General features: G+C 68.2%; 17 protein-coding genes. 6 read left to right on the top strand and 11 right to left on the bottom strand.

The features are described 5' to 3' along the window. Positions 1-5: 5 nt before the first annotated feature. Positions 6-1,181, bottom strand: a complete 1,176-nt coding sequence (hemW, locus tag HQ325_RS18100; protein WP_308014775.1) for a radical SAM family heme chaperone HemW — start codon at positions 1,179-1,181, stop codon at positions 6-8. A gap of 297 nt (positions 1,182-1,478) precedes the next feature. On the opposite strand from hemW, the gene HQ325_RS18095 reads away from it, so the two are divergent. The 4 genes from HQ325_RS18095 to HQ325_RS18080 all read left to right on the top strand — a co-directional run bounded on the left by HQ325_RS18095 (position 1,479) and on the right by HQ325_RS18080 (position 6,661). Then, positions 1,479-3,179, top strand: a complete 1,701-nt coding sequence (locus tag HQ325_RS18095) for a nitrite/sulfite reductase (protein ID WP_222631581.1) — start codon at positions 1,479-1,481, stop codon at positions 3,177-3,179. Positions 3,180-3,249: 70 nt separating this feature from the next. Further along, a complete protein-coding gene (locus tag HQ325_RS18090) occupies positions 3,250-3,981 on the top strand; it encodes a phosphoadenylyl-sulfate reductase (RefSeq protein ID WP_222631580.1) in 732 nt (243 codons plus the stop codon). Next, a complete protein-coding gene (cysD, locus tag HQ325_RS18085) occupies positions 3,978-4,904 on the top strand; it encodes a sulfate adenylyltransferase subunit CysD (protein ID WP_222630395.1) in 927 nt (308 codons plus the stop codon). The genes HQ325_RS18090 and cysD overlap by 4 nt, the downstream gene beginning before the upstream one ends. Then, positions 4,904-6,661, top strand: coding sequence for a GTP-binding protein (locus HQ325_RS18080; RefSeq protein WP_222631579.1), 1,758 nt, complete (start codon positions 4,904-4,906; stop codon positions 6,659-6,661). Before cysD ends, HQ325_RS18080 begins: the two co-directional genes overlap by 1 nt. A gap of 484 nt (positions 6,662-7,145) precedes the next feature. Here HQ325_RS18080 and HQ325_RS18075 read toward each other — a convergent pair whose 3' ends face one another. The 6 genes from HQ325_RS18075 to HQ325_RS18055 all read right to left on the bottom strand — a co-directional run bounded on the left by HQ325_RS18075 (position 7,146) and on the right by HQ325_RS18055 (position 11,480). Beyond that, positions 7,146-8,183: a TOBE-like domain-containing protein gene (locus HQ325_RS18075; RefSeq protein ID WP_308014712.1), complete on the bottom strand. Its 1,038-nt coding sequence runs from the start codon at positions 8,181-8,183 to the stop codon at positions 7,146-7,148. Positions 8,184-8,188: 5 nt separating this feature from the next. Next, positions 8,189-8,992 carry a sulfate ABC transporter permease subunit CysW gene (gene cysW / locus HQ325_RS18070; protein WP_027505710.1) on the bottom strand — a complete coding sequence of 268 codons (804 nt, stop codon included), beginning with the start codon at positions 8,990-8,992 and terminating at the stop codon, positions 8,189-8,191. Continuing rightward, the gene (gene cysT / locus HQ325_RS18065; RefSeq protein ID WP_222631577.1) at positions 8,989-9,891 is read right to left on the bottom strand and encodes a sulfate ABC transporter permease subunit CysT; all 903 of its coding nucleotides are present in this window, start codon (positions 9,889-9,891) and stop codon (positions 8,989-8,991) included. Before cysT ends, cysW begins: the two co-directional genes overlap by 4 nt. A 2-nt stretch (positions 9,892-9,893) precedes the next feature. Further along, complete coding sequence (locus tag HQ325_RS18060; RefSeq protein WP_222631576.1) at positions 9,894-10,913, bottom strand: sulfate ABC transporter substrate-binding protein; 1,020 nt, start codon at positions 10,911-10,913, stop codon at positions 9,894-9,896. A gap of 120 nt (positions 10,914-11,033) precedes the next feature. Further along, complete coding sequence (locus HQ325_RS22995; protein ID WP_321163718.1) at positions 11,034-11,123, bottom strand: Ms4533A family Cys-rich leader peptide; 90 nt, start codon at positions 11,121-11,123, stop codon at positions 11,034-11,036. Positions 11,124-11,240: 117 nt separating this feature from the next. Further along, positions 11,241-11,480: a hypothetical protein gene (locus HQ325_RS18055; protein ID WP_222632728.1), complete on the bottom strand. Its 240-nt coding sequence runs from the start codon at positions 11,478-11,480 to the stop codon at positions 11,241-11,243. Positions 11,481-11,547: 67 nt separating this feature from the next. Between HQ325_RS18055 and HQ325_RS18050 the strand changes: the two genes are divergently transcribed. After that, positions 11,548-13,596, top strand: a complete 2,049-nt coding sequence (locus HQ325_RS18050; protein WP_027505707.1) for a glycoside hydrolase family 15 protein — start codon at positions 11,548-11,550, stop codon at positions 13,594-13,596. A 3-nt stretch (positions 13,597-13,599) separates the two neighbouring features. Here HQ325_RS18050 and HQ325_RS18045 read toward each other — a convergent pair whose 3' ends face one another. From HQ325_RS18045 to HQ325_RS18035, 3 genes are all read right to left on the bottom strand, one after another. Next, a complete protein-coding gene (locus HQ325_RS18045) occupies positions 13,600-14,292 on the bottom strand; it encodes a TetR/AcrR family transcriptional regulator (RefSeq protein WP_222631575.1) in 693 nt (230 codons plus the stop codon). 28 nt (positions 14,293-14,320) lie between these two features. Then, entirely contained in the window at positions 14,321-16,207 is a 1,887-nt protein-coding gene (gene lepA / locus HQ325_RS18040; protein WP_269320095.1) for a translation elongation factor 4, read from the bottom strand. Positions 16,208-16,375: 168 nt separating this feature from the next. Then, the gene (locus HQ325_RS18035; protein WP_308014714.1) at positions 16,376-17,404 is read right to left on the bottom strand and encodes an ABC transporter substrate-binding protein; all 1,029 of its coding nucleotides are present in this window, start codon (positions 17,402-17,404) and stop codon (positions 16,376-16,378) included. Positions 17,405-17,510: 106 nt separating this feature from the next. On the opposite strand from HQ325_RS18035, the gene HQ325_RS18030 reads away from it, so the two are divergent. Next, positions 17,511-18,092, top strand: a complete 582-nt coding sequence (locus HQ325_RS18030; RefSeq protein WP_222631571.1) for a type II toxin-antitoxin system PemK/MazF family toxin — start codon at positions 17,511-17,513, stop codon at positions 18,090-18,092. Between the two features lie 7 nt (positions 18,093-18,099). Here the strand turns inward: HQ325_RS18030 and HQ325_RS18025 are convergent, their stop codons facing one another. Continuing rightward, the gene (locus HQ325_RS18025) at positions 18,100-18,519 is read right to left on the bottom strand and encodes a hypothetical protein (protein ID WP_222631569.1); all 420 of its coding nucleotides are present in this window, start codon (positions 18,517-18,519) and stop codon (positions 18,100-18,102) included. Between the last annotated feature and the right edge of the window lie 4 nt (positions 18,520-18,523).

Below are 18,523 nucleotides of genomic sequence, written 5' to 3'. Positions count from 1 at the left end.
GGCACTCATTCGAGAATGTCGCGCACGACCCCGTCGGCGAGCAACCGCCCACGGTCGGTGAGGACGTACCGATCGCCCAGACGGACGAGCAGCCCGTCGGAGGCGATCGAGTCCGCACGGGCCACCTCGTCCGCTGACAGATCACCCGCGGCCATTCCCGTCCGCAGCCGCGCGGTCAACATGACACGCTCCATGTGTTGCTCGTCGCTCGTGAGGGATTCGCTGTCCGCGATCGGCAGCGCCCCGTTCGCCAGCGTCTCCGCGTATCGCGCCGGATGCTTGACGTTCCAGAACCGCGTCCCGTTCACATGGCTGTGTGCGCCGGGACCGATGCCCCACCAGTCACCGCCGTCCCAGTACCCCAGGTTGTGTCGGCACTCCGCACCGTCGCCCCGCGCCCAGTTGGACACCTCGTACCACCCGAGGCCGGCCGCGCCGAGACGCGCGTCGATCCGCTCGTAGCGCGACGCCAGCACGTCGTCGTCCGGAGCCGGGAGCTCGCCCCGGCGCACCCGTCTCGCCAGGGCCGTCCCGTCCTCGACGATGAGCGCGTACGCGGACACGTGGTCGACACCGGCGTCGAGCACCGCCGTCAACGACGCGTCGAGGTCGTCGTCACTCTCCCCAGGCGTTCCGTAGATGAGGTCGAGGTTCACGTGGTCGAACCCGGCCGCCGCCGCTTCCCGTGCCGCGTCCCCGGCGCGTCCCGGGGTGTGGGTGCGGTCGAGGATCGCGAGCACGTGCGGTGCCGCCGACTGCATGCCCAACGACACGCGCGTGTAGCCGGCCGCGCGGATTCCGTCGAAGAAGGCCGGCGACGTCGACTCGGGATTCGACTCCGTCGTCACCTCGGCATCGGCCGAGAACGTGAAGGACGAGCGCGCGGCACCGAGGAGATCGGCGAGGCCGTCGGCGCCGAGCAGCGACGGCGTTCCGCCGCCCACGAACACGGTGTCGACGCCGGGCACGCTGCCCGACTCCCGCGCGAACGTCGCCGCGGCGAGATCGAGCTCGCGGCGCACTCCGTCGAGCCAGGACTGCGGTGACGCCGACGTTCCGAGCTCCCCGGCGGTGTAGGTGTTGAAGTCGCAGTAACCGCAGCGCGTCGCGCAGAACGGCACATGGAGGTAGAGGCCGAACGGCGCGGCCGGACGATCGACGAACGACTCGGGTGCGAGCACACCGACAGCCGGAGGAGCGAGTGGAACGGGGATCACCGGACCAGTGTCCTCCTCCCTCTTCGTCGACGCCCTGGTCGGGGGAGGCACCCGCGTCGTGGCAGAATGGGGATCATGACAGTCGTGGAGATCATGCTCGTGGCTCGGCGCCACGTCGATCTCGCACGCGTCTGCAGCTGTCTGAGGCCGCTCGTCTGACCCTCCCGCCAGCCCGCACACCCCCGGCCGGTCAGGGACGAGGTGTGCGGACCAGCCCTCCGAGACACCCCTTCCTGTTCGGCGCCCGACCTTGGAGCGCCCATGACGAACACCCCCGACACCGCTGCGCCGCGCGCACGGTCGACCCGTCCCGCCAAGCGGAGGTCCGAGGGCCAGTGGGCACTCGGCTACCGGGAACCGCTCAACGCGAACGAACAGAGCAAGAAGGACGACAACCCGCTCAACGTCCGCGCGCGGATCGAGAACATCTACTCCAAGCAGGGTTTCGACAGCATCGACAAGGCCGATCTGCGCGGGCGCTTCCGCTGGTGGGGGCTCTACACCCAGCGCGAGCAGGGCTACGACGGCACCTTCACGGGCGACGAGAACATCGACCTGCTCGAAGCGAAGTACTTCATGATGCGCATCCGCTGCGATGCCGGCGCACTCAGCGCGTTGCAGTTGCGCACTCTGGGTGAGATCTCGCAGGAGTTCGGCCGCGACACCGCCGATCTGTCCGACCGGGAGAACGTGCAGTATCACTGGATCGAGGTGGAGAACGTCCCCGAGATCTGGCGCCGCATCGAGTCTGTCGGTCTGAAGACCACCGAGGCGTGCGGCGACTGCCCGCGCGTCGTGCTGGGCTCCCCGCTCGCCGGCGAGTCGCTCGACGAAGTCCTCGATCCCACGCCCGCCATCGACGAGATCGTCGAGCGCTACATCGGCCGGCCGGAGTACTCGAACCTCCCCCGCAAGTTCAAGACCGCGATCTCCGGCCAGCAGGACGTGGTCCACGAGGTCAACGACATCGCCTTCATCGGGGTGAACCATCCCGAGCACGGCCCCGGCCTCGACGTCTGGGTCGGCGGCGGTCTGTCCACCAATCCCATGCTCGCGCAGCGACTCGGGGTCTGGGTGCCGCTGCACGAGGTCGCCGACGTGTGGGAAGGCGTCGTCTCGATCTTCCGTGACTACGGGTACCGGCGTCTGCGCAACAAGGCGCGGCTGAAGTTCCTGGTCAAGGACTGGGGCGTGGAGAAGTTCCGGGAAGTGCTCGAGACCGAGTACCTGAAGCGGCCGCTTCTCGACGGCCCCGCCCCCGAGAAGCCGACCCGGCCCGTCGACCACGTCGGGGTCCAGAAGCTGAAGAACGGCCTCAATGCCGTCGGACTCGCCCCCATCGCGGGCCGCGTCTCCGGCACCATCCTGACGAAGGTCGCCGACGCGGCCGCGCGGGCAGGGTCGGATCGCATCCGGTTCACCCCGTACCAGAAGCTCATCGTCCTGGACATCTCCGACGAGAAGCTCGAGGACTTCATCACCGAGATGGACGCGCTGGGTCTGCCGGCGCGGCCGTCCATCTGGCGCAAGAACCTGATGGCGTGCAGCGGCATCGAGTTCTGCAAGCTGTCCTTCGCCGAGACCCGCAAGCGTTCGCAGGAGCTCGTCCCCGAACTCGAGCAGCGGCTGGGCGACGTCAACGCGCAGCTCGACGTCCCCATCACCGTGAACATCAACGGCTGCCCCAACTCGTGCGCTCGCTCGCAGGTCGCCGACATCGGGTTCAAGGGCCAACTGGTGGACGACGGTGACGGCGGGCAGGTGGAGGGCTTCCAGGTCCATCTCGGTGGAAGCCTCGGCTTCGACAGTGCCTTCGGCCGGAAGTTGCGCCAGCACAAGGTCACCAGCGCCGAGCTGGGCGACTACATCGACCGGGTCGTCCGCAACTTCGTGAAGCAGCGCGACGAGGGCGAGCGGTTCGCGCAGTGGGCCGTACGCGCCGACGACGCGGATCTGCAGTGAGCGAGCACGGGAATCGCGTGTCCCGCCCCCGCGTTGTCTCCTGGACCGTCCGCCCGCGAAAGGTTGTCTCATGAGCGTCGCCACCCATCGCCACCTGACCGAGTCCGAGCTCCGCGCCATCGCCGAGCGGGGTGGGCGGGAGATGGACGGCGCCTCGGCGGACGAGCTCATGCGCTGGACCGAGGACACCTTCGGCGACGACTACATCGTCGCGTCGAACATGCAGGACGGCGCGCTGGTCCATCTGGCCGCGCAGGTGCATCCGGGTGTCGACGTGCTCTTCCTGGAGACCGGCTACCACTTCGCCGAGACCATCGGTACTCGTGACGCCGTCGAGTCGGTCTACGGGGTCAACGTCATCGACGCGAAGACGACCGTGTCGGTGGCCGAGCAGGACAGGCTCGAGGGCAAGGATCTCTTCGCCCGCGATCCCGCACGCTGCTGCGCACTGCGCAAGGTCGTGCCGCTGAAGCGTGAGCTGGCGAACTACAGCGCCTGGGTCACCGGCATCCGCCGCGTCGAGGCGCCCACACGCGCCAACTCGCCGCTGATCTCCTTCGACGAGGCGTTCGGCCTGGTGAAGATCAACCCGATCGCGGCGTGGTCCGACGACGAGATGCAGTCCTACATCGACGAGCACGGCATCCTCGTGAACCCGCTCGTCGACGAGGGCTACCCGTCGATCGGGTGCGCACCGTGCACGGCCAAGCCCGCTCCCGGAGCGGACCCGCGCAGCGGTCGCTGGGCCGGCAGCACCAAGACCGAGTGCGGACTGCACTCGACCGAGGAAGGAACCCGATGACAGCCGCCACGAGCGTGGACGTCACCCACGTCGACGAGCTCCGGGCACTCGAGGCCGAGTCCGTGCACATCATCCGCGAGGTGGTGGCCGAGCTCGAACGCCCCGTACTGCTGTTCTCGGCGGGCAAGGACTCCATCGTCCTGCTCCGCCTGGCGGAGAAGGCGTTTCGCCCCTCCCCCGTTCCCTTCCCGGTGATGCACGTCGACACCGGACACAACTTCCCCGAGGTCATCGAGTTCCGCGACCGACGACTCGAGGAGGGCGGCCATCGCCTCGTCGTCGCGTCCGTCCAGGAGTCGATCGACTCCGGTCGCGTCCGCGAGGTCGGCGGGTCCTCCGGCTCACGCAACCGTCTCCAGACCCGGACGTTGCTGGACGCGTTGGAGGAGAACAAGTTCGACGCCGCCTTCGGTGGTGCGCGGCGCGACGAGGAGCGTGCGCGCGCCAAGGAGCGTGTGCTGAGCTTCCGCGACGAGTTCGGCCAGTGGGATCCGCGGGCCCAACGACCCGAGCCGTGGTCGCTGTACAACGGCCGCATCAAGCGCGGTGAGCAGGTTCGCGTGTTCCCGCTGAGCAACTGGACCGAGCTGGACATCTGGCGGTACATCGAGCTCGAGCAGCTCGAACTGCCGTCCATCTACTTCGCCCACGAGCGCGAGGTGTTCGAGCGCGACGGCATCCTGCTCGCCACCTCGGAGTTCACCTCCCCGACCGAGCACGAGACCGCTGCCGTCGAGATGGTGCGCTACCGCACGGTGGGTGACCTCACCATCACCGGCGCCGTGCGCTCGCACGCCACCGACATCGCCGGGGTGATCACGGAGATCTCCGCGGCCACCGTGTCCGAGCGCGGCGAGACCCGCGCCGACGACCGCACGTCCACAGCCGCGATGGAAGATCGCAAGCGCGAGGGGTACTTCTGATGACCATCACCAATCCGCTTCCGGTGTCGGACGTTCCGGTGTCCCCGGCTCCCACCGCCCCGCGTCAGCTGCTGCGCATCGCCACGGCCGGCTCCGTCGACGACGGCAAGTCCACCCTCATCGGGCGGCTGCTGCACGACACGGACAGTCTTCCGCTCGATCACCTCGACGCCGTGACCGACGAGGAGGGCGTGGCCGACCTCGCCGCCCTGTCGGACGGTCTGCGTGCCGAGCGCGAGCAGGGCATCACCATCGATGTCGCCTACCGCTTCTTCTCCACGCCGAGTCGCAGCTACGTCCTCGCAGACACCCCGGGACACGAGCGCTACACGCGCAACATGTTCACGGGCGCCTCCAACGCGAACGTCGCCATCCTGCTCGTGGACGCCCGCGCCGGCGTGTTGCGGCAGACGCGTCGTCACGCCCGGATCGCGACGCTCGTGGGTGTCGACCGCCTGGTGGCGACCGTCAACAAGATGGATCTCATCGACTTCGACGAGTCACGCTTCCGTGACGTCGAGCGCGAGCTCGCCGACCTCGGTGCCCGCCTCGGCACGGAGATCCTGGTCATCCCGATCGCGGCGAAGCTGGGCGACAACGTCGTTCGGCCGTCCTCGACCATGCCCTGGTACACGGGCCCCACTCTGCTCGATCACCTCGAGAGCATCGACCTGGTCGCTCCCGCACCGGTCGCCACGGAGCTCCGGTTGCCCGTGCAGTGGGTCTCTCGCCCCACCGACGGCGAACGCCGTCGGTACACCGGCCGGCTGTCCGCCGGCACCGTGCAGATCGGCGACTCGATCGTCGCGCTGCCGTCCGGATCGCGCAGTGTGGTCACGGCACTCGACACGCTGGACGACGCCCGCGACGTCGCCGTGGCTCCGCTCAGCGTCTCCGTCGAACTGGCCGACGACATCGACGTGGCCCGCGGCGACGTCCTGGTCAGTGGCGAGCCCGACGCCCACCTGCCCACGCTCGCAAGGGAATTCGATGCCACCGTGTGCTGGCTGGCGGAGGCACCTCTCGGTGTCGGCGACCGACTTGCGATCAAGCACACCACCACCACGGTGCGCGCGACGGTGCAGCGCATCCACTCGCGACTCGATCCGGAGACGCTCGACGAGCATCCCGGCTCGGAGAACCTGTCGCTCAACGACATCGCGCGGGTGACACTGCGAACCAGTGCGGTGATCGTGACGGACGACTACGCGGACAACCGCGACTCCGGTGCGTTCATCCTGCTGGACGAGCACACGAACGACACCGTGGCCGCGGGCATCATCGAGGGGTCCCGCGCGGTGCTCGACCGCTCGGACACCCCGTCCTGGGTTCCGTCGTCGATCACCCGCGACGAGCGTGTCCGCCGTACCGGTCAGCACGGTGCGACGATCTGGCTCACCGGCCACCCGTCCTCGCACAAGGCCGCGGTCGCCGTCGCGCTCGAGGACGCACTGACCGCCTCCGGTCGCACCGCCTACATCATCGGCGGTGACAACGTCCGCGGAGTCCTCGACATCGACGCCGCAGCCGGAACCCGCGCCGCGACGGTGCAACTCGCCCGGTTGGCCCGGTTGTTCGCGGATGCCGGAGTGGTCGCGATCGTGCCCATCTCGTCGGCGGACGGCGAGGATCTCGCTGCCGCGCGGGTCGAGATCGCTGCGGCCGGGATCCCGGTCACCGATCATCACGTCGATGCCGACGACACCGCGACGCCGGCCGAGGTCGCGGCAGCCGTGCTGCGCGCCCTGGAGAAGTAGCCTCCGTCGAAGGGGTTGCGCCCTGATCGTGGACTCCAGCCACCGGTAACCGGGGGCAAGTGTCCAGGGTCAGGGTGGTCGGGGGTTGCTGCACGGTGTGTGCACACGAGCTGCGATGAGCGCACACCCCCAACGGCATGCCGCACCCTGTGTTCACTCGACACAAGTGATGTGCGCTCGGCCGCGGAGCCCTCACGCGGCAAGCACGGACGCTGCACGGTGTGTGCACACGCGTTGTGGCGAGCGCACACCCCCTACGGCATGCCGCACCCTGTGTTCACTCGACACAAATCGTGTGCGCTCGGCCGCGGAGCACTCACGCGGCTAGCGCAGACGCTGCACGGTGTGTGCACACGAGTTGTGGCGAGCGCACACCCCCTACGGCATGCCGCACCGTGTGTTCACTCGACACAAATCGTGTGCGCTCGGCCGCGGAGCACTCACGTTGCGCGACGCACGTCCCCGCGTCGGGGATGCGCGTGCATCAGCCGGGGATCACCGGCACGCGCGTGGCACGCACGTACACCGTCTCCCCGCTCTGCAGCCCCAGCGCCTCGTTGTCGCCGCGGGTGATCTGCGCGAAGAACAGTTCGTTGGTGGCGCCGTTACGCAGCTCCACCCGCACCTCGAAGCCCAGGTGCACGACACGCTCGACGGTCGCCCGCAACACCCCCGCGTTCTCGGCCGTGCCGGTCTGCTGCGCGTTCGCGAGTTCCGGTGTGCGGCCGACCCGGATGTCGTGCGGACGGACCAGCTGGCCGTTGAGCCGCGACACCTCGCCGAGGAAGGACATGACGAAATCGTTCGCCGGGGTGTCGTAGAGATCGCGAGGAGCGCCCACCTGCTCGATCCGGCCCTTGTTCATGACCGCGATCCGGTCGGCGACGTCCAGCGCCTCCTGCTGATCGTGCGTGACGAGCACCGTGGTGACGTGCACCTCGTCGTGCAGTCGACGGAGCCACGTGCGGAGATCGGCCCGCACCTTGGCGTCCAGGGCACCGAACGGCTCGTCGAGCAGCAGCACCCGCGGGTCCACGGCGAGCGCGCGGGCCAGGGCCATGCGCTGACGCTGGCCACCGGACAGTTGCGCCGGGAAGCGCGTCTGGAATCCCGAGAGGCCGACGATGTCGAGCAGCTGATCGACGCGTTCGTCGATCTCGGCCTTGGGCCGCTTGCGGATCTCGAGCCCGAAGGCGACGTTCTTGCGCACGGTGAGGTGCTTGAACGCGGCGTAGTGCTGGAAGACGAATCCGATGTCGCGCTTCTGCGGACTGACGGTGGTGACATCGTCGCCGGCGATGACCACCACGCCGGAGTCCAGCTCCTCGAGTCCGGCGATCGACCGCAACAGTGTCGACTTGCCCGACCCGCTGGGCCCCAGCAGCGCCGTCAACGATCCGGACGGGATGTCGAGGGACACGTCGTCGAGGGCCGCGAAGTCGCCGTAGTTCTTTTGCGCTCCCCGGACAGAGATCTCGATGCCGCCCGTGCGCTTCTCTGTCGTCGTGGTCGTCGTCGTCACGGTGCTCATTCCTTGGTTCGCTTGCGGTCCAGAACCGTCATCAGCAGCAACACGATGACGGCGACGACCATGAGAAGTGTCGACGCGGCATACGCGCCCGGTTGGTTGAAGTCCTCGTACCTGGCGTTCACCAGCAGCGTCAGCGTCTGCGAGATGCCCGGCAGGTTAGTGGAGACGATGATGACGGCACCGAACTCGCCGAGTGCGCGGGCGACCGTCAGGACGACGCCGTACGTCAGCCCCCAGCGGATGGCGGGAAGCGTGATGCGCCAGAAGGTCTGCCACGACGTCGCGCCCAGCGTGGCCGCGGCCTCCTCCTGTTCCTGTCCGATCTCGTGCAGCACCGGTTCCACCTCGCGCACCACGAACGGCAGCGTGACGAAGATGGTGGCCAGCACCATGCCGGGCAGCGCGAAGATGATCGTGATGCCCCACTCGGCGAGGAAGCCGAACCAGCCGCCGGCACCCCACAGCAGGATGAGCGCGACACCCACGATGACCGGGGACACGGCGAACGGGAGATCGACGACCGCCTGCACGAGACCCTTGCCACGGAAGTTGCCGCGCGCGAGAGCCAGGGCCGTGACGACGCCGAACACCACGTTCAGCGGCACGACGATCGCGACGATGATCAGCGACAACTGCAACGCCGACTGTGCGGCCGGTGTGGTGATGAGCTGGAAGAACGAGACGATGCCGTTCTCGAACGTGCGGTACAGGATCGCGCCCAGCGGGAACACCACCAGCACGGCCAGATAGAGCAGCGCGACCGTACGGAGGCTCAGTCGAGTTCCGGTGGACAGCTTCACTTCTGCTCCTCCCGCCGGGCGAGGCGGCTACCGGAGATGCGCAGCACGAACAGCACCACGAAGGCGATGAGCAACAGCACCACCGAGATCGCGGCCGCGTCGACGGGCTGATCGGTCTCGATCTGCTCGCGGATGAGCTGCGACGCGATCTGCGTCTCGCCGGGAATGTTGCCACCGATGAGGACGACCGATCCGAACTCGCCGAGTGCCCGCGAGAAGGCCAGTCCGGCACCCGAGAGGATCGACGGCAGCAGCACTGGCAGCACGACCCGCCGGAAGATCACCAGATTGCTCGCACCGAGCGAGGCGGCCGCTTCCTCCACTTCCCGGTCGAGCTCGATGAGGACCGGCTGCACCGCGCGGACGACGAACGGAAGCGTGACGAAGGCGAGGGCGAGCACGACACCGGCCTTGGTGGCGTTCAACGTGATGCCCACCGGACTCATCGGTCCGTACAGCGACAGGAGCACCAGGCTCGCGACGATGGTGGGCAGGGCGAACGGCAGGTCGATCAGGGCGTTGACGACGGACTTGCCCGGGAAGTCGTCTCGCACCAACACCCAGGCGATGACGGTGCCCATCACCACGTTGATCAGCGCCGCCACCACCGAGACCTGCACCGTCACGCGCAGAGTGGCCAGCGCCCGCGGATCGGTGACCGCGTCCCAGAACTCGGCGGGTCCGTCGGACAGGGAGCGACTCAGCACGGCCGCCAGGGGCAGCAGGACGATGATCGAGAGCCACAGGACGACGGTGCCGAGCGTGAGCGATCCCCCGGGAAGATGGGAGGCCGGCCGGCGACGGGCGGGAAGGCCGGAGGCCGGTCGGCGACGGGCGGGAAGGCCGGAGGCCGGCCGGCGGGAGAGTAGTTTTCGCCGACCGGCGACCTCTGTCGTCATGGTCAGCTCGATGCCTTGTAGATCGCGTTGATGGCACCGTTCTCGCCGAACAGGTCACTGTCCACCGCAGCCCAGCCACCGAGGTCGTCGATGGTGTACAGCTTCTGCGGCGTCGGGAACTTGTCGGTGTAGTCGGCGGCGACTGCGGGGTCGACGGGACGGAAACCGCTGTCGGCCCAGATCTTCTGGCCCTCCGCGGTGTAGAGGTAGTCGTTCAACGCGTTGGCCTGCTCGAGATTCGCGCTGGAGTTGACGACCGCGACGGGGTTGTCGATGCGGAAGGTCTGGTCCGGAACGATGTGCTCCACCGGCTGACCCTGCCCCTCGAGCAACAGCGCCTCGTTCTCGTAGCTGAGCAGGACGTCGCCCTGGCCCTGGAGGAACGCCTCGGACGCGGAGCGGCCGGAGTCGGGCTGCACCGGGAAGTGCTTCACCAGTTCGGTGACGTAGTCCAGGCCGGCCTGGCGATCCTGGCCGCCGTTGCTCACGGAGGCGTAGGGGGCCAACAAGTTCCACTTCGCCGAGCCGGAGCTGAGCGGGCTGGGGCTGATGACCTGCACGTCGGGGCGGATCAGGTCCTCCCACGTGCGAATGTTCTTCGGGTTGCCCGGTCGCGTCACGATGGACACCACGGAGCCGAACGGCACGCCACCGTAGGCGTTCTGGTTCCAGGCCTCGTCGACCTTGCCGGCCTTCACCAGTCGGGTGACGTCGGGCTCGACCGAGAAGTTGACGATGTCGGCCGGTGCGCCGTCGGCGACCTTGCGGGACTGGTTGCCCGAGGCGCCGTAGTCGGCGTTGATGGTGACGTTGTCGCCGTTCTCGGTGGAGGCGAACGCGGCGCCGATGGCATCCCACCCGTTCTTGGGCACGGCGTACCCGACGAGGGTGAGCGACGGACCGGACGTGGACGCGGCGGTCTCACCGACGGTGTCGGAGGACCCGGTGGAGCACGCGGTCAGGGTGAGGGCGGCCGCGACGGAGGCGGCGGACAGCAGGCGGACACGACGTGATGGGAACACGGTGGACCTCTCGAGGAGTGCGACACACGCGAGCGCGCGGCGGCACGGACATGAACAGCGGTGATGGACGGAACTGACGAGCGGAACGCGCCGGAATCGGTGAGGGCGCGCCGTGTGGGGTCAGCGACAGTCGACGTCAGCGACCGCGAGCATGCCGACAGCGATCAGCGCCAGTTCATGGCGGATCGGGTGCGGGGCTGCGTCGGACACAGCCGAGAATTTAGCAGAAAGTCGGGGAGAGCCTGCTACCGAGTCAGCAGCCACGCGACGATCACCAGCACGATCAGCGCGATGAGGGCCAGGGTCACACGGGAGCGGGGCACGGTGTCACTTCTCTCGGGGGTCGGAGTCGCCGGTGGTCACGGCTGCGGGGTCCCGGTCGGCGGGTGTCCGGCGGAAGTAGCGCCGCCTGGCATCGAAGAGCGCAGACAACACGATGTCGACGACGTACGCGGTGAGTGCCGCTGCCGGCACGACCACCAGCAGGACGACGGCGACCTGGGGTACGAACGGCAACCCGGCGATCCAGAGTTCGACTCCGTCCCACCACGTGGCCACTGCGTTCACACCTCACGACAGTAGTCCCTCGCTCTCCGCGGTGGACTGGGGCGCCGGACGGCTTCATGATGGGCGGATGAGCCCGTTCGACGAACAGTCCGTGGTCCCCCGCGTCGCCAGCGCGGGGGAAGCCGTCTTCGGCCCCGGCGCGGCCGAGCCAGCCGAGGAGGGCGGCGCGCTCGACACCGTTCCCGGCACGGCCCAGACGTGGCTGCCGCATCGCACGACGTTTCCGCCGATCGACGACTACGCCTTCCTGTCGGACTGCGAGACCACGTGTCTGATCGCTCGCAACGGTGCGGTGGAGTGGATGTGCATTCCGCGACCGGACTCCCCCAGCATCTTCGGAGCGGTGCTCGATCGCGGCGCCGGGCAGTTCCGCATCGGCCCCTACGGCCAGAACGTGCCCGCGGCGCGGCGCTATCTCCCGGGCGGTCTGATCGTCGAGACCACGTGGCAGACCGAGACCGGATGGTTGGTGGTCCGCGACGCTCTGGTGATGGGCAAGTGGCACAACACGGACGAGCGCTCCCGTACGCACCGCCGGGCTCCGTCCGACTGGGACGCCGAGCACTGCCTCATCCGCAGCGTCAAGTGTGTCAGCGGAACGGTCGAGCTCGAGATGAGTTGTGAGCCCGCGTTCGACTACCACCGCAAGCCTGCCGTATGGGAGTACACCGGCAACGTCTACGAGGAGGCGACGGCCACCGCCACGGCGGGCGACGGCACCGAACCCACTCTCAAGTTGACCACCAATCTGCGCATCGGCCTCGAGGGGCGAGAGGCCCGCGCCCGGACTCGAATGACGGAGGGCGACAACGTGTTCGTCGCGCTGTCGTGGTCGACGCTCGATCCTCCCCGCACCTTCGAGGAGTCCGCCGAGAAGATGTGGCAGACAGCGGAGTGCTGGCGCCAGTGGATCACCATCGGCCGCTTTCCCGACCATCCGTGGCGCGGGTTCCTGCAGCGCAGCGCGCTCACCCTCAAGGGTCTCACGTACGCACCGACCGGCGCGCTGCTCGCCGCGAGCACCACGTCGTTGCCGGAGACGCCGGGCGGAGAGCGGAACTGGGACTACCGGTACGCCTGGGTACGCGACTCCACCTTCGCCCTGTGGGGTCTGTACACGCTCGGGCTCGATCGCGAGGCCAACGATTTCTTCGCCTTCATCTCCGACGTGACGTCGGGCCCCGACGGCGAACCCGTTCCGCTGCAGGTGATGTACGGCATCGGCGGCGAACGCACGCTGGAGGAGGAGGAGCTCGGACACCTTTCCGGGTACGACGGAGCCGTCCCCGTGCGCATCGGTAACGGTGCCTACAACCAGGTGCAGCACGACATCTGGGGCACGATGCTCGATTCCGTCTACCTGCACGTGCGCTCGCGGGAGAATGTTCCGGAGTCGCTGTGGCCCTTGCTCAAGCGTCAGGTGGAGGAAGCGATCGAGCACTGGCGCGAGCCCGACCGGGGCATCTGGGAGGTACGTGGGGAACCGCAGCACTTCACGTCGTCCAAGGTGATGTGCTGGGTGGCGCTCGACCGCGGAGCGAAACTTGCTGTACTGCACGGCGAGAAGGCGTACGCCGAGGAATGGTCGAGCATCGCCGACGAGATCAAGGCCGACGTTCTCGAACACGGCGTCGACTCGCGCGGAGTCTTCACCCAGCGATACGGCGACGACTCACTCGACGCCTCGTTGCTGCTGGTGCCGCTCCTGCGGTTCCTGCCCTCGGACGACGAGCGCGTCCGGGCGACGGTGCTCGCCATCGCCGACGAGCTCACCGAGGACGGCCTGGTACTGCGCTACCGCGTCGACACCACGGACGACGGGCTCTCCGGCGAGGAGGGCACCTTCACCATCTGCTCGTTCTGGTTGGTGTCCGCACTGGTCGAGATCGGCGAACTGCACCGCGCGAAGCGACTGTGCGAACGGCTGCTCGGGTTCGCGAGCCCGCTGAAGCTCTACGCGGAGGAGATCGACGCGAAGACGGGCCGGCACCTGGGCAACTTCCCGCAAGCGTTCACCCACCTCGCGCTGATCAACGCCGTGGTGCACGTCATCCGGGCGGAGGAGGCAGCGCAGGCCGGGCAGTTCCAGCCCGCCCACGGCCACCCGCACTCGTGACGGTCAGTCGAGTCGGAGAGCGTTGACCCACAGGCGCGTCGCCGCGTGCACCAGCTGATCCGACGACCACGTCGGCGACTCGCCGAGGGACGGCTCCACCACGAAATGGGTGAACGCCAGTCGGGAGATCATGCCCGACAACGCGAGTGATGCGACGACGGGATCCACGCCGCTGTCCGCCAGGCCTCGTCGCTGGAGACCGGCGATGCTGCGCGCGTTGCGACGGACGAACGCGTCGGCACGGTTGCGTCGGAGCCGCCGGAACCGGATGTCGATGGCCGCCACCTGTTCGAGCAGTTCCATCAGCTTCGCATTGCGTTCGTACGCCTCGAAGTACGCGCGTGTGCTCGCCTCGATGACGGCGACCGGATCACCGTCGTCCGGCACGTGTTCGGTACCGGGGTGCATCATGTCGTCCTGCGACACCTCGAGCACCGCCGCGAAGATCTCTTCCTTGCTCGCGAAGTAGGTGTAGAACGTGCCGGACGAGCAGCGAGCCTCGGCGGTGATGTCCACCAGACGGGCGTCGAGGTACCCGGCACGCTCGAACACCACCCGCGCCGCCGCGACGAGCGCAGCGCGCGTGCGCACTCCGCGCGGAGTCGCCGGCGGAGTACGCAGCAGATCCGCGTCGACCAGCGACGGCGGATCGTCGTCGCCTGCGGACCCGGTGCCGGACGGCGGGGTCCTGGTCATGGGTGTCCCCGCGGGAGCGACCGCGGACCTACTTCTTCTTGTCCGCAGACGCGTCGGTGGACAGGGCGGCGACGAACGCCTCCTGTGGCACGTCGACACGACCGATGGTCTTCATCCGCTTCTTGCCGGCCTTCTGCTTCTCGAGCAGTTTGCGCTTACGGCTGATGTCACCGCCGTAGCACTTCGCCAGGACGTCCTTGCGGATCGCACGGATGTTCTCGCGCGCGATGATCTTCGACCCGATCGCCGCCTGGATCGGGATCTCGTACTGCTGGCGCGGGATCAGGTCCTTGAGTCGGGTGGTCATCTTGTTGCCGTAGGCACCGGCCGCGTCGGCGTGCACGATGGCAGAGAACGCGTCGACGGCCTCGCCCTGCAGCAGGATGTCCACCTTCACCAGGTTGGCCGACTCCTCGCCGATCTCCTCGTAGTCGAGGCTCGCGTAGCCGCGGGTGCGTGACTTGAGGATGTCGAAGAAGTCGAAGATGATCTCGGCCATCGGGATGGTGTAGCGCAGCTCGACGCGGGTCTCCGACAGGTAGTCCATGCCGCCGAGCTCACCGCGACGGCTCTGGCACAGCTCCATGATGGACCCGATGAACTCGCTCGGCGAGATGATGGTGCACTTGACCATCGGCTCGAACACCGCGCGCGCCTTGCCTTCCGGCCAGTACGACGGGTTGGTGACGATGTGCTCGGCGCCGTCGTTCATCTCCACCCGGTACACGACGTTGGGCGAGGTCGAGATCAGGTCGAGCCCGAACTCGCGCTCGAGGCGCTCGCGGGTGATCTCCATGTGCAGCAGACCGAGGAATCCGCAGCGGAAACCGAACCCGAGTGCGACGGACGTCTCCGGTTCGTAGGTGAGGGCGGCGTCGTTGAGCTGCAACTTCTCGAGGGCGTCGCGCAGATCGGGGTAATCGGATCCGTCCACCGGGTAGAGACCCGAGTAGACCATCGGCCGTGGCTCGCGGTATCCGGTGAGCGCTTCGGTCGCGCCGTTGCGGGCGCTGGTGACGGTGTCTCCCACCTTCGACTGACGCACGTCCTTGACGCCGGTGATGAGATAGCCGACCTCACCGACGCCGAGGCCCTTCGTCGCCTTGGGGTCCGGCGAGACGATGCCCACCTCGACGAGCTCGTGCGTCGAACCGGTCGACATCATGGTGACCTTCTCGCGCGGCAGGATCTTGCCGTCCACCACACGCACGTACGTCACCACGCCGCGGTACGCGTCGTAGACGGAGTCGAAGATCATGGCCCGTGCGGGGCCGTCGGCGTCGCCGACGGGCGCGGGCACCAGACGGACCACCTCGTCCAGCAGTGCCTCGACGCCCATGCCGGTCTTGCCCGAGACGCGCAACACGTCGTCCGCCTCGCACCCGACGATGTGGGCGATCTCCGCGGCGTAGCGGTCGGGGTCGGCCGCGGGCAGGTCGATCTTGTTCAGCACCGGAATGATCGTCAGATCCTTCTCGAGTGCCAGGTAGAGGTTCGCGAGCGTCTGCGCCTCGATGCCCTGTGCAGCATCGACGAGGAGCACGGCACCCTCGCACGCCTCGAGTGCACGCGACACCTCGTAGGTGAAGTCGACGTGCCCGGGAGTGTCGATCAGGTGCAGGACGTGCTCGGTGTCCCCCACCTTCCACGGCAGGCGGACGTTCTGCGCCTTGATGGTGATGCCGCGCTCACGCTCGATGTCCATGCGATCGAGGTACTGCGCGCGCATCGACCGGTCGTCGATGACACCGGTGAGCTGCAGCATGCGGTCGGCCAGCGTCGACTTGCCATGGTCGATGTGGGCGATGATGCAGAAGTTACGGATCCTGGTGGGATCCGTGAACGTCGTGTCCGCAAAATTGGTGATGGGGTACTCCTGACGAGACGGCCGTGGTGACGTACAGAATATCTGCACGTCACCACGGCCGGGGTCCCGGGCAGGCCGGAGGCCGGTCGTGCAGGTGGGGCGGGCAGGCCGGAGGCCGGTCGTGCAGGTGGGGCGGGCAGGCCGGAGGCCGGTCGTGCAGGTGGGGCGGGCAGGCCGGAGGCCGGTCGTGCAGGTGGGGCGGGCAGGCCGGAGGGGTCAGGCGGGGGCCGTGGTGGTGGCCGCTCCGTCACCCGCGAGGGTGCTCTCGAATGCCGGTACGAGCGAGTCGAGCAGGTACGGCAGGCTCAGCGGCGAGGTGAAGTAGATGGCGCCGGCCGTGATCGCGTCGGTGAAGACGAGCCTGTTCTCCCGCACCTCCTGCAACGACGAGTACACCGGGTCGGCCTCGAGGGTCGCGCGGTCCTCCGGGGACTCGGTGGCCCAGAGCAGCACGTCGGCGCTGTCGAGCACGGAGAGGTTCTCCAACGGGATGTACGCCTGGGCGTCCTCCTCCTGGACGAAGGCGTCGAGCTCGGACGGGATCTCGAACCCGAGCGAGGTGAGGAAGTCCGTGCTCAGACCATCCTGATAGGCGATGGCGTTGCCGTCGTAGATCGCGTTCTGCAGGAGGACGGCCTTCTTCCCCGCGAACTCGGGGTGGGCCTCGGCAGCCTCTCGGTACCGGGTGCGGACGTTCTCGACGAGCGTCTCCGCCTCGTCGGGCTTGCCGAGCGCGGCTCCGATGGTGCGGGTCTGCTGATCCCACGGCTCGAAGTAGGGGGAATCGACGTCGCTGTGGGCGATGGTCGGGGCGATGGCGCTCAACCGGGTGTAGTCGTCCTGCGTCATGCCGGCGTTGGTGCCGATGATGAGGTCGGGTTCGAGGGCGGTGACCTTCTCGAACTGGATGCCGTCGTCCTGGGTGAGCACCTCGGGCCGGGCGTCACCCAGCAGATCGTGAGCCCAGGGCCACGTCGCGTCCGGCTGCTCTCCGTACCACTCCGTGACACCGACGGGAACGACGCCGAGAGCCAGCAGGGTGTCCTGCTCGGTCAGTCCGACCGAGACCACACGCTGCGGATCGGCCGGCACGACGGTCTCGCCGTAGGCGTGAGTCACGGTCACCGACCCCTCGGTAGATCCGCTCTCGGTGTCGGACGAGCACGCCGACACCAGCGCCAGGACACTCAGTCCGACGGCCACCACCGTGCGGCGACCCACACGTCCGACACTTCCACGCCTCACGACAACCCTCTTTCGCATCGGGAATCTCCCGAAATCGGACTTAGGGTAGCCGAACCTCACTCACGGGTGGTGAGCTACGTCCTCGGGTCTCGGTAGCCTGGACGGCATGGCAACTCTGGCGTCGATCGGCAAGAAACTGGGACGACTCGCGGTGGCGGAAGGCCCGCGCCTGTTCCGGCAGCTGCAGCGGTCCGGCGCCCTCGACAAGGTGACGCAGTCGTTGGGTTCACGCATAGGCGCGTCCGGAGCCGGTGGCACGTCACCCACCGGAGCACCGTCGGGACGGCCCGTGACGTCGACCTCGGTTCCCACCGCCATGCGCGCACGGCGCATCGAGTACTCCCCCGCGCTGGACGGCGCCGCGGACCCGGGCGAGGTCGTGTGGACGTGGGTGGCCTACGAGGAGGATCCGTCGCAGGGCAAGGATCGACCGGTGCTCGTGGTCGGCCGCGACGGTTCCACTCTGCTCGGCCTCATGCTCTCGAGTCAGAGCAAGCACGACGGCGACCGCGACTGGCTCGGCCTCGGCGGCGGGCCCTGGGACGCGCAGGGGCGCCCGAGTTGGGTCCGTCTCGACCGCGTGCTCGACGTTCCCGAGGGCGGGATCCGACGAGAGGGAGCCGTCCTCCCCCGTGATCGTTTCGACCTGGTGGCACAGCGCCTGCGCTCCGACTTCTCCTGGCACTGAACTCGGATCACAGTCGATCGACGGCGTTCTTGGCCTCGAGCAGCGACAACCCGGTTCGCTCGCGGAGTAACTTGATCGCGGCGATCGCCTGTCCCTCGTTCTTCAGTGCCGTGAGGCGTGGAACGAGGTCGTCCCACTGCGCCGGGCCCGGCGTGAGGGACTCACCGCGTTCGAGGGACTCGACCGCGACCTTCGCGTCGCGCAGTCCTGCGCCAGTTCGCTCCCGATAGACCTTGATCGCCTGAATCTTCCTGTCGGCGGCCAGCAGTCGATGAATCTCGGCGCGAGCACCGTCGTCCAACCCGACCGTTCCGACCTCGCCGGAGGTCGTGGGCCTGCCGGATGCGGCGCGTCCGAGAAGTCGGAACGCGAGAACGGCGGCGACGAGAACGATCAGGGCGACGAGGAACCATCCGGTGGCCGACATGGTC

It is taken from the genome of Rhodococcus sp. BP-349, from assembly GCF_019835845.1.
Classification (GTDB): domain Bacteria; phylum Actinomycetota; class Actinomycetes; order Mycobacteriales; family Mycobacteriaceae; genus Rhodococcoides.
Note: the sequence above shows the minus strand (reverse complement) of the source record. Positions and strands in the feature narration are given on the sequence as shown.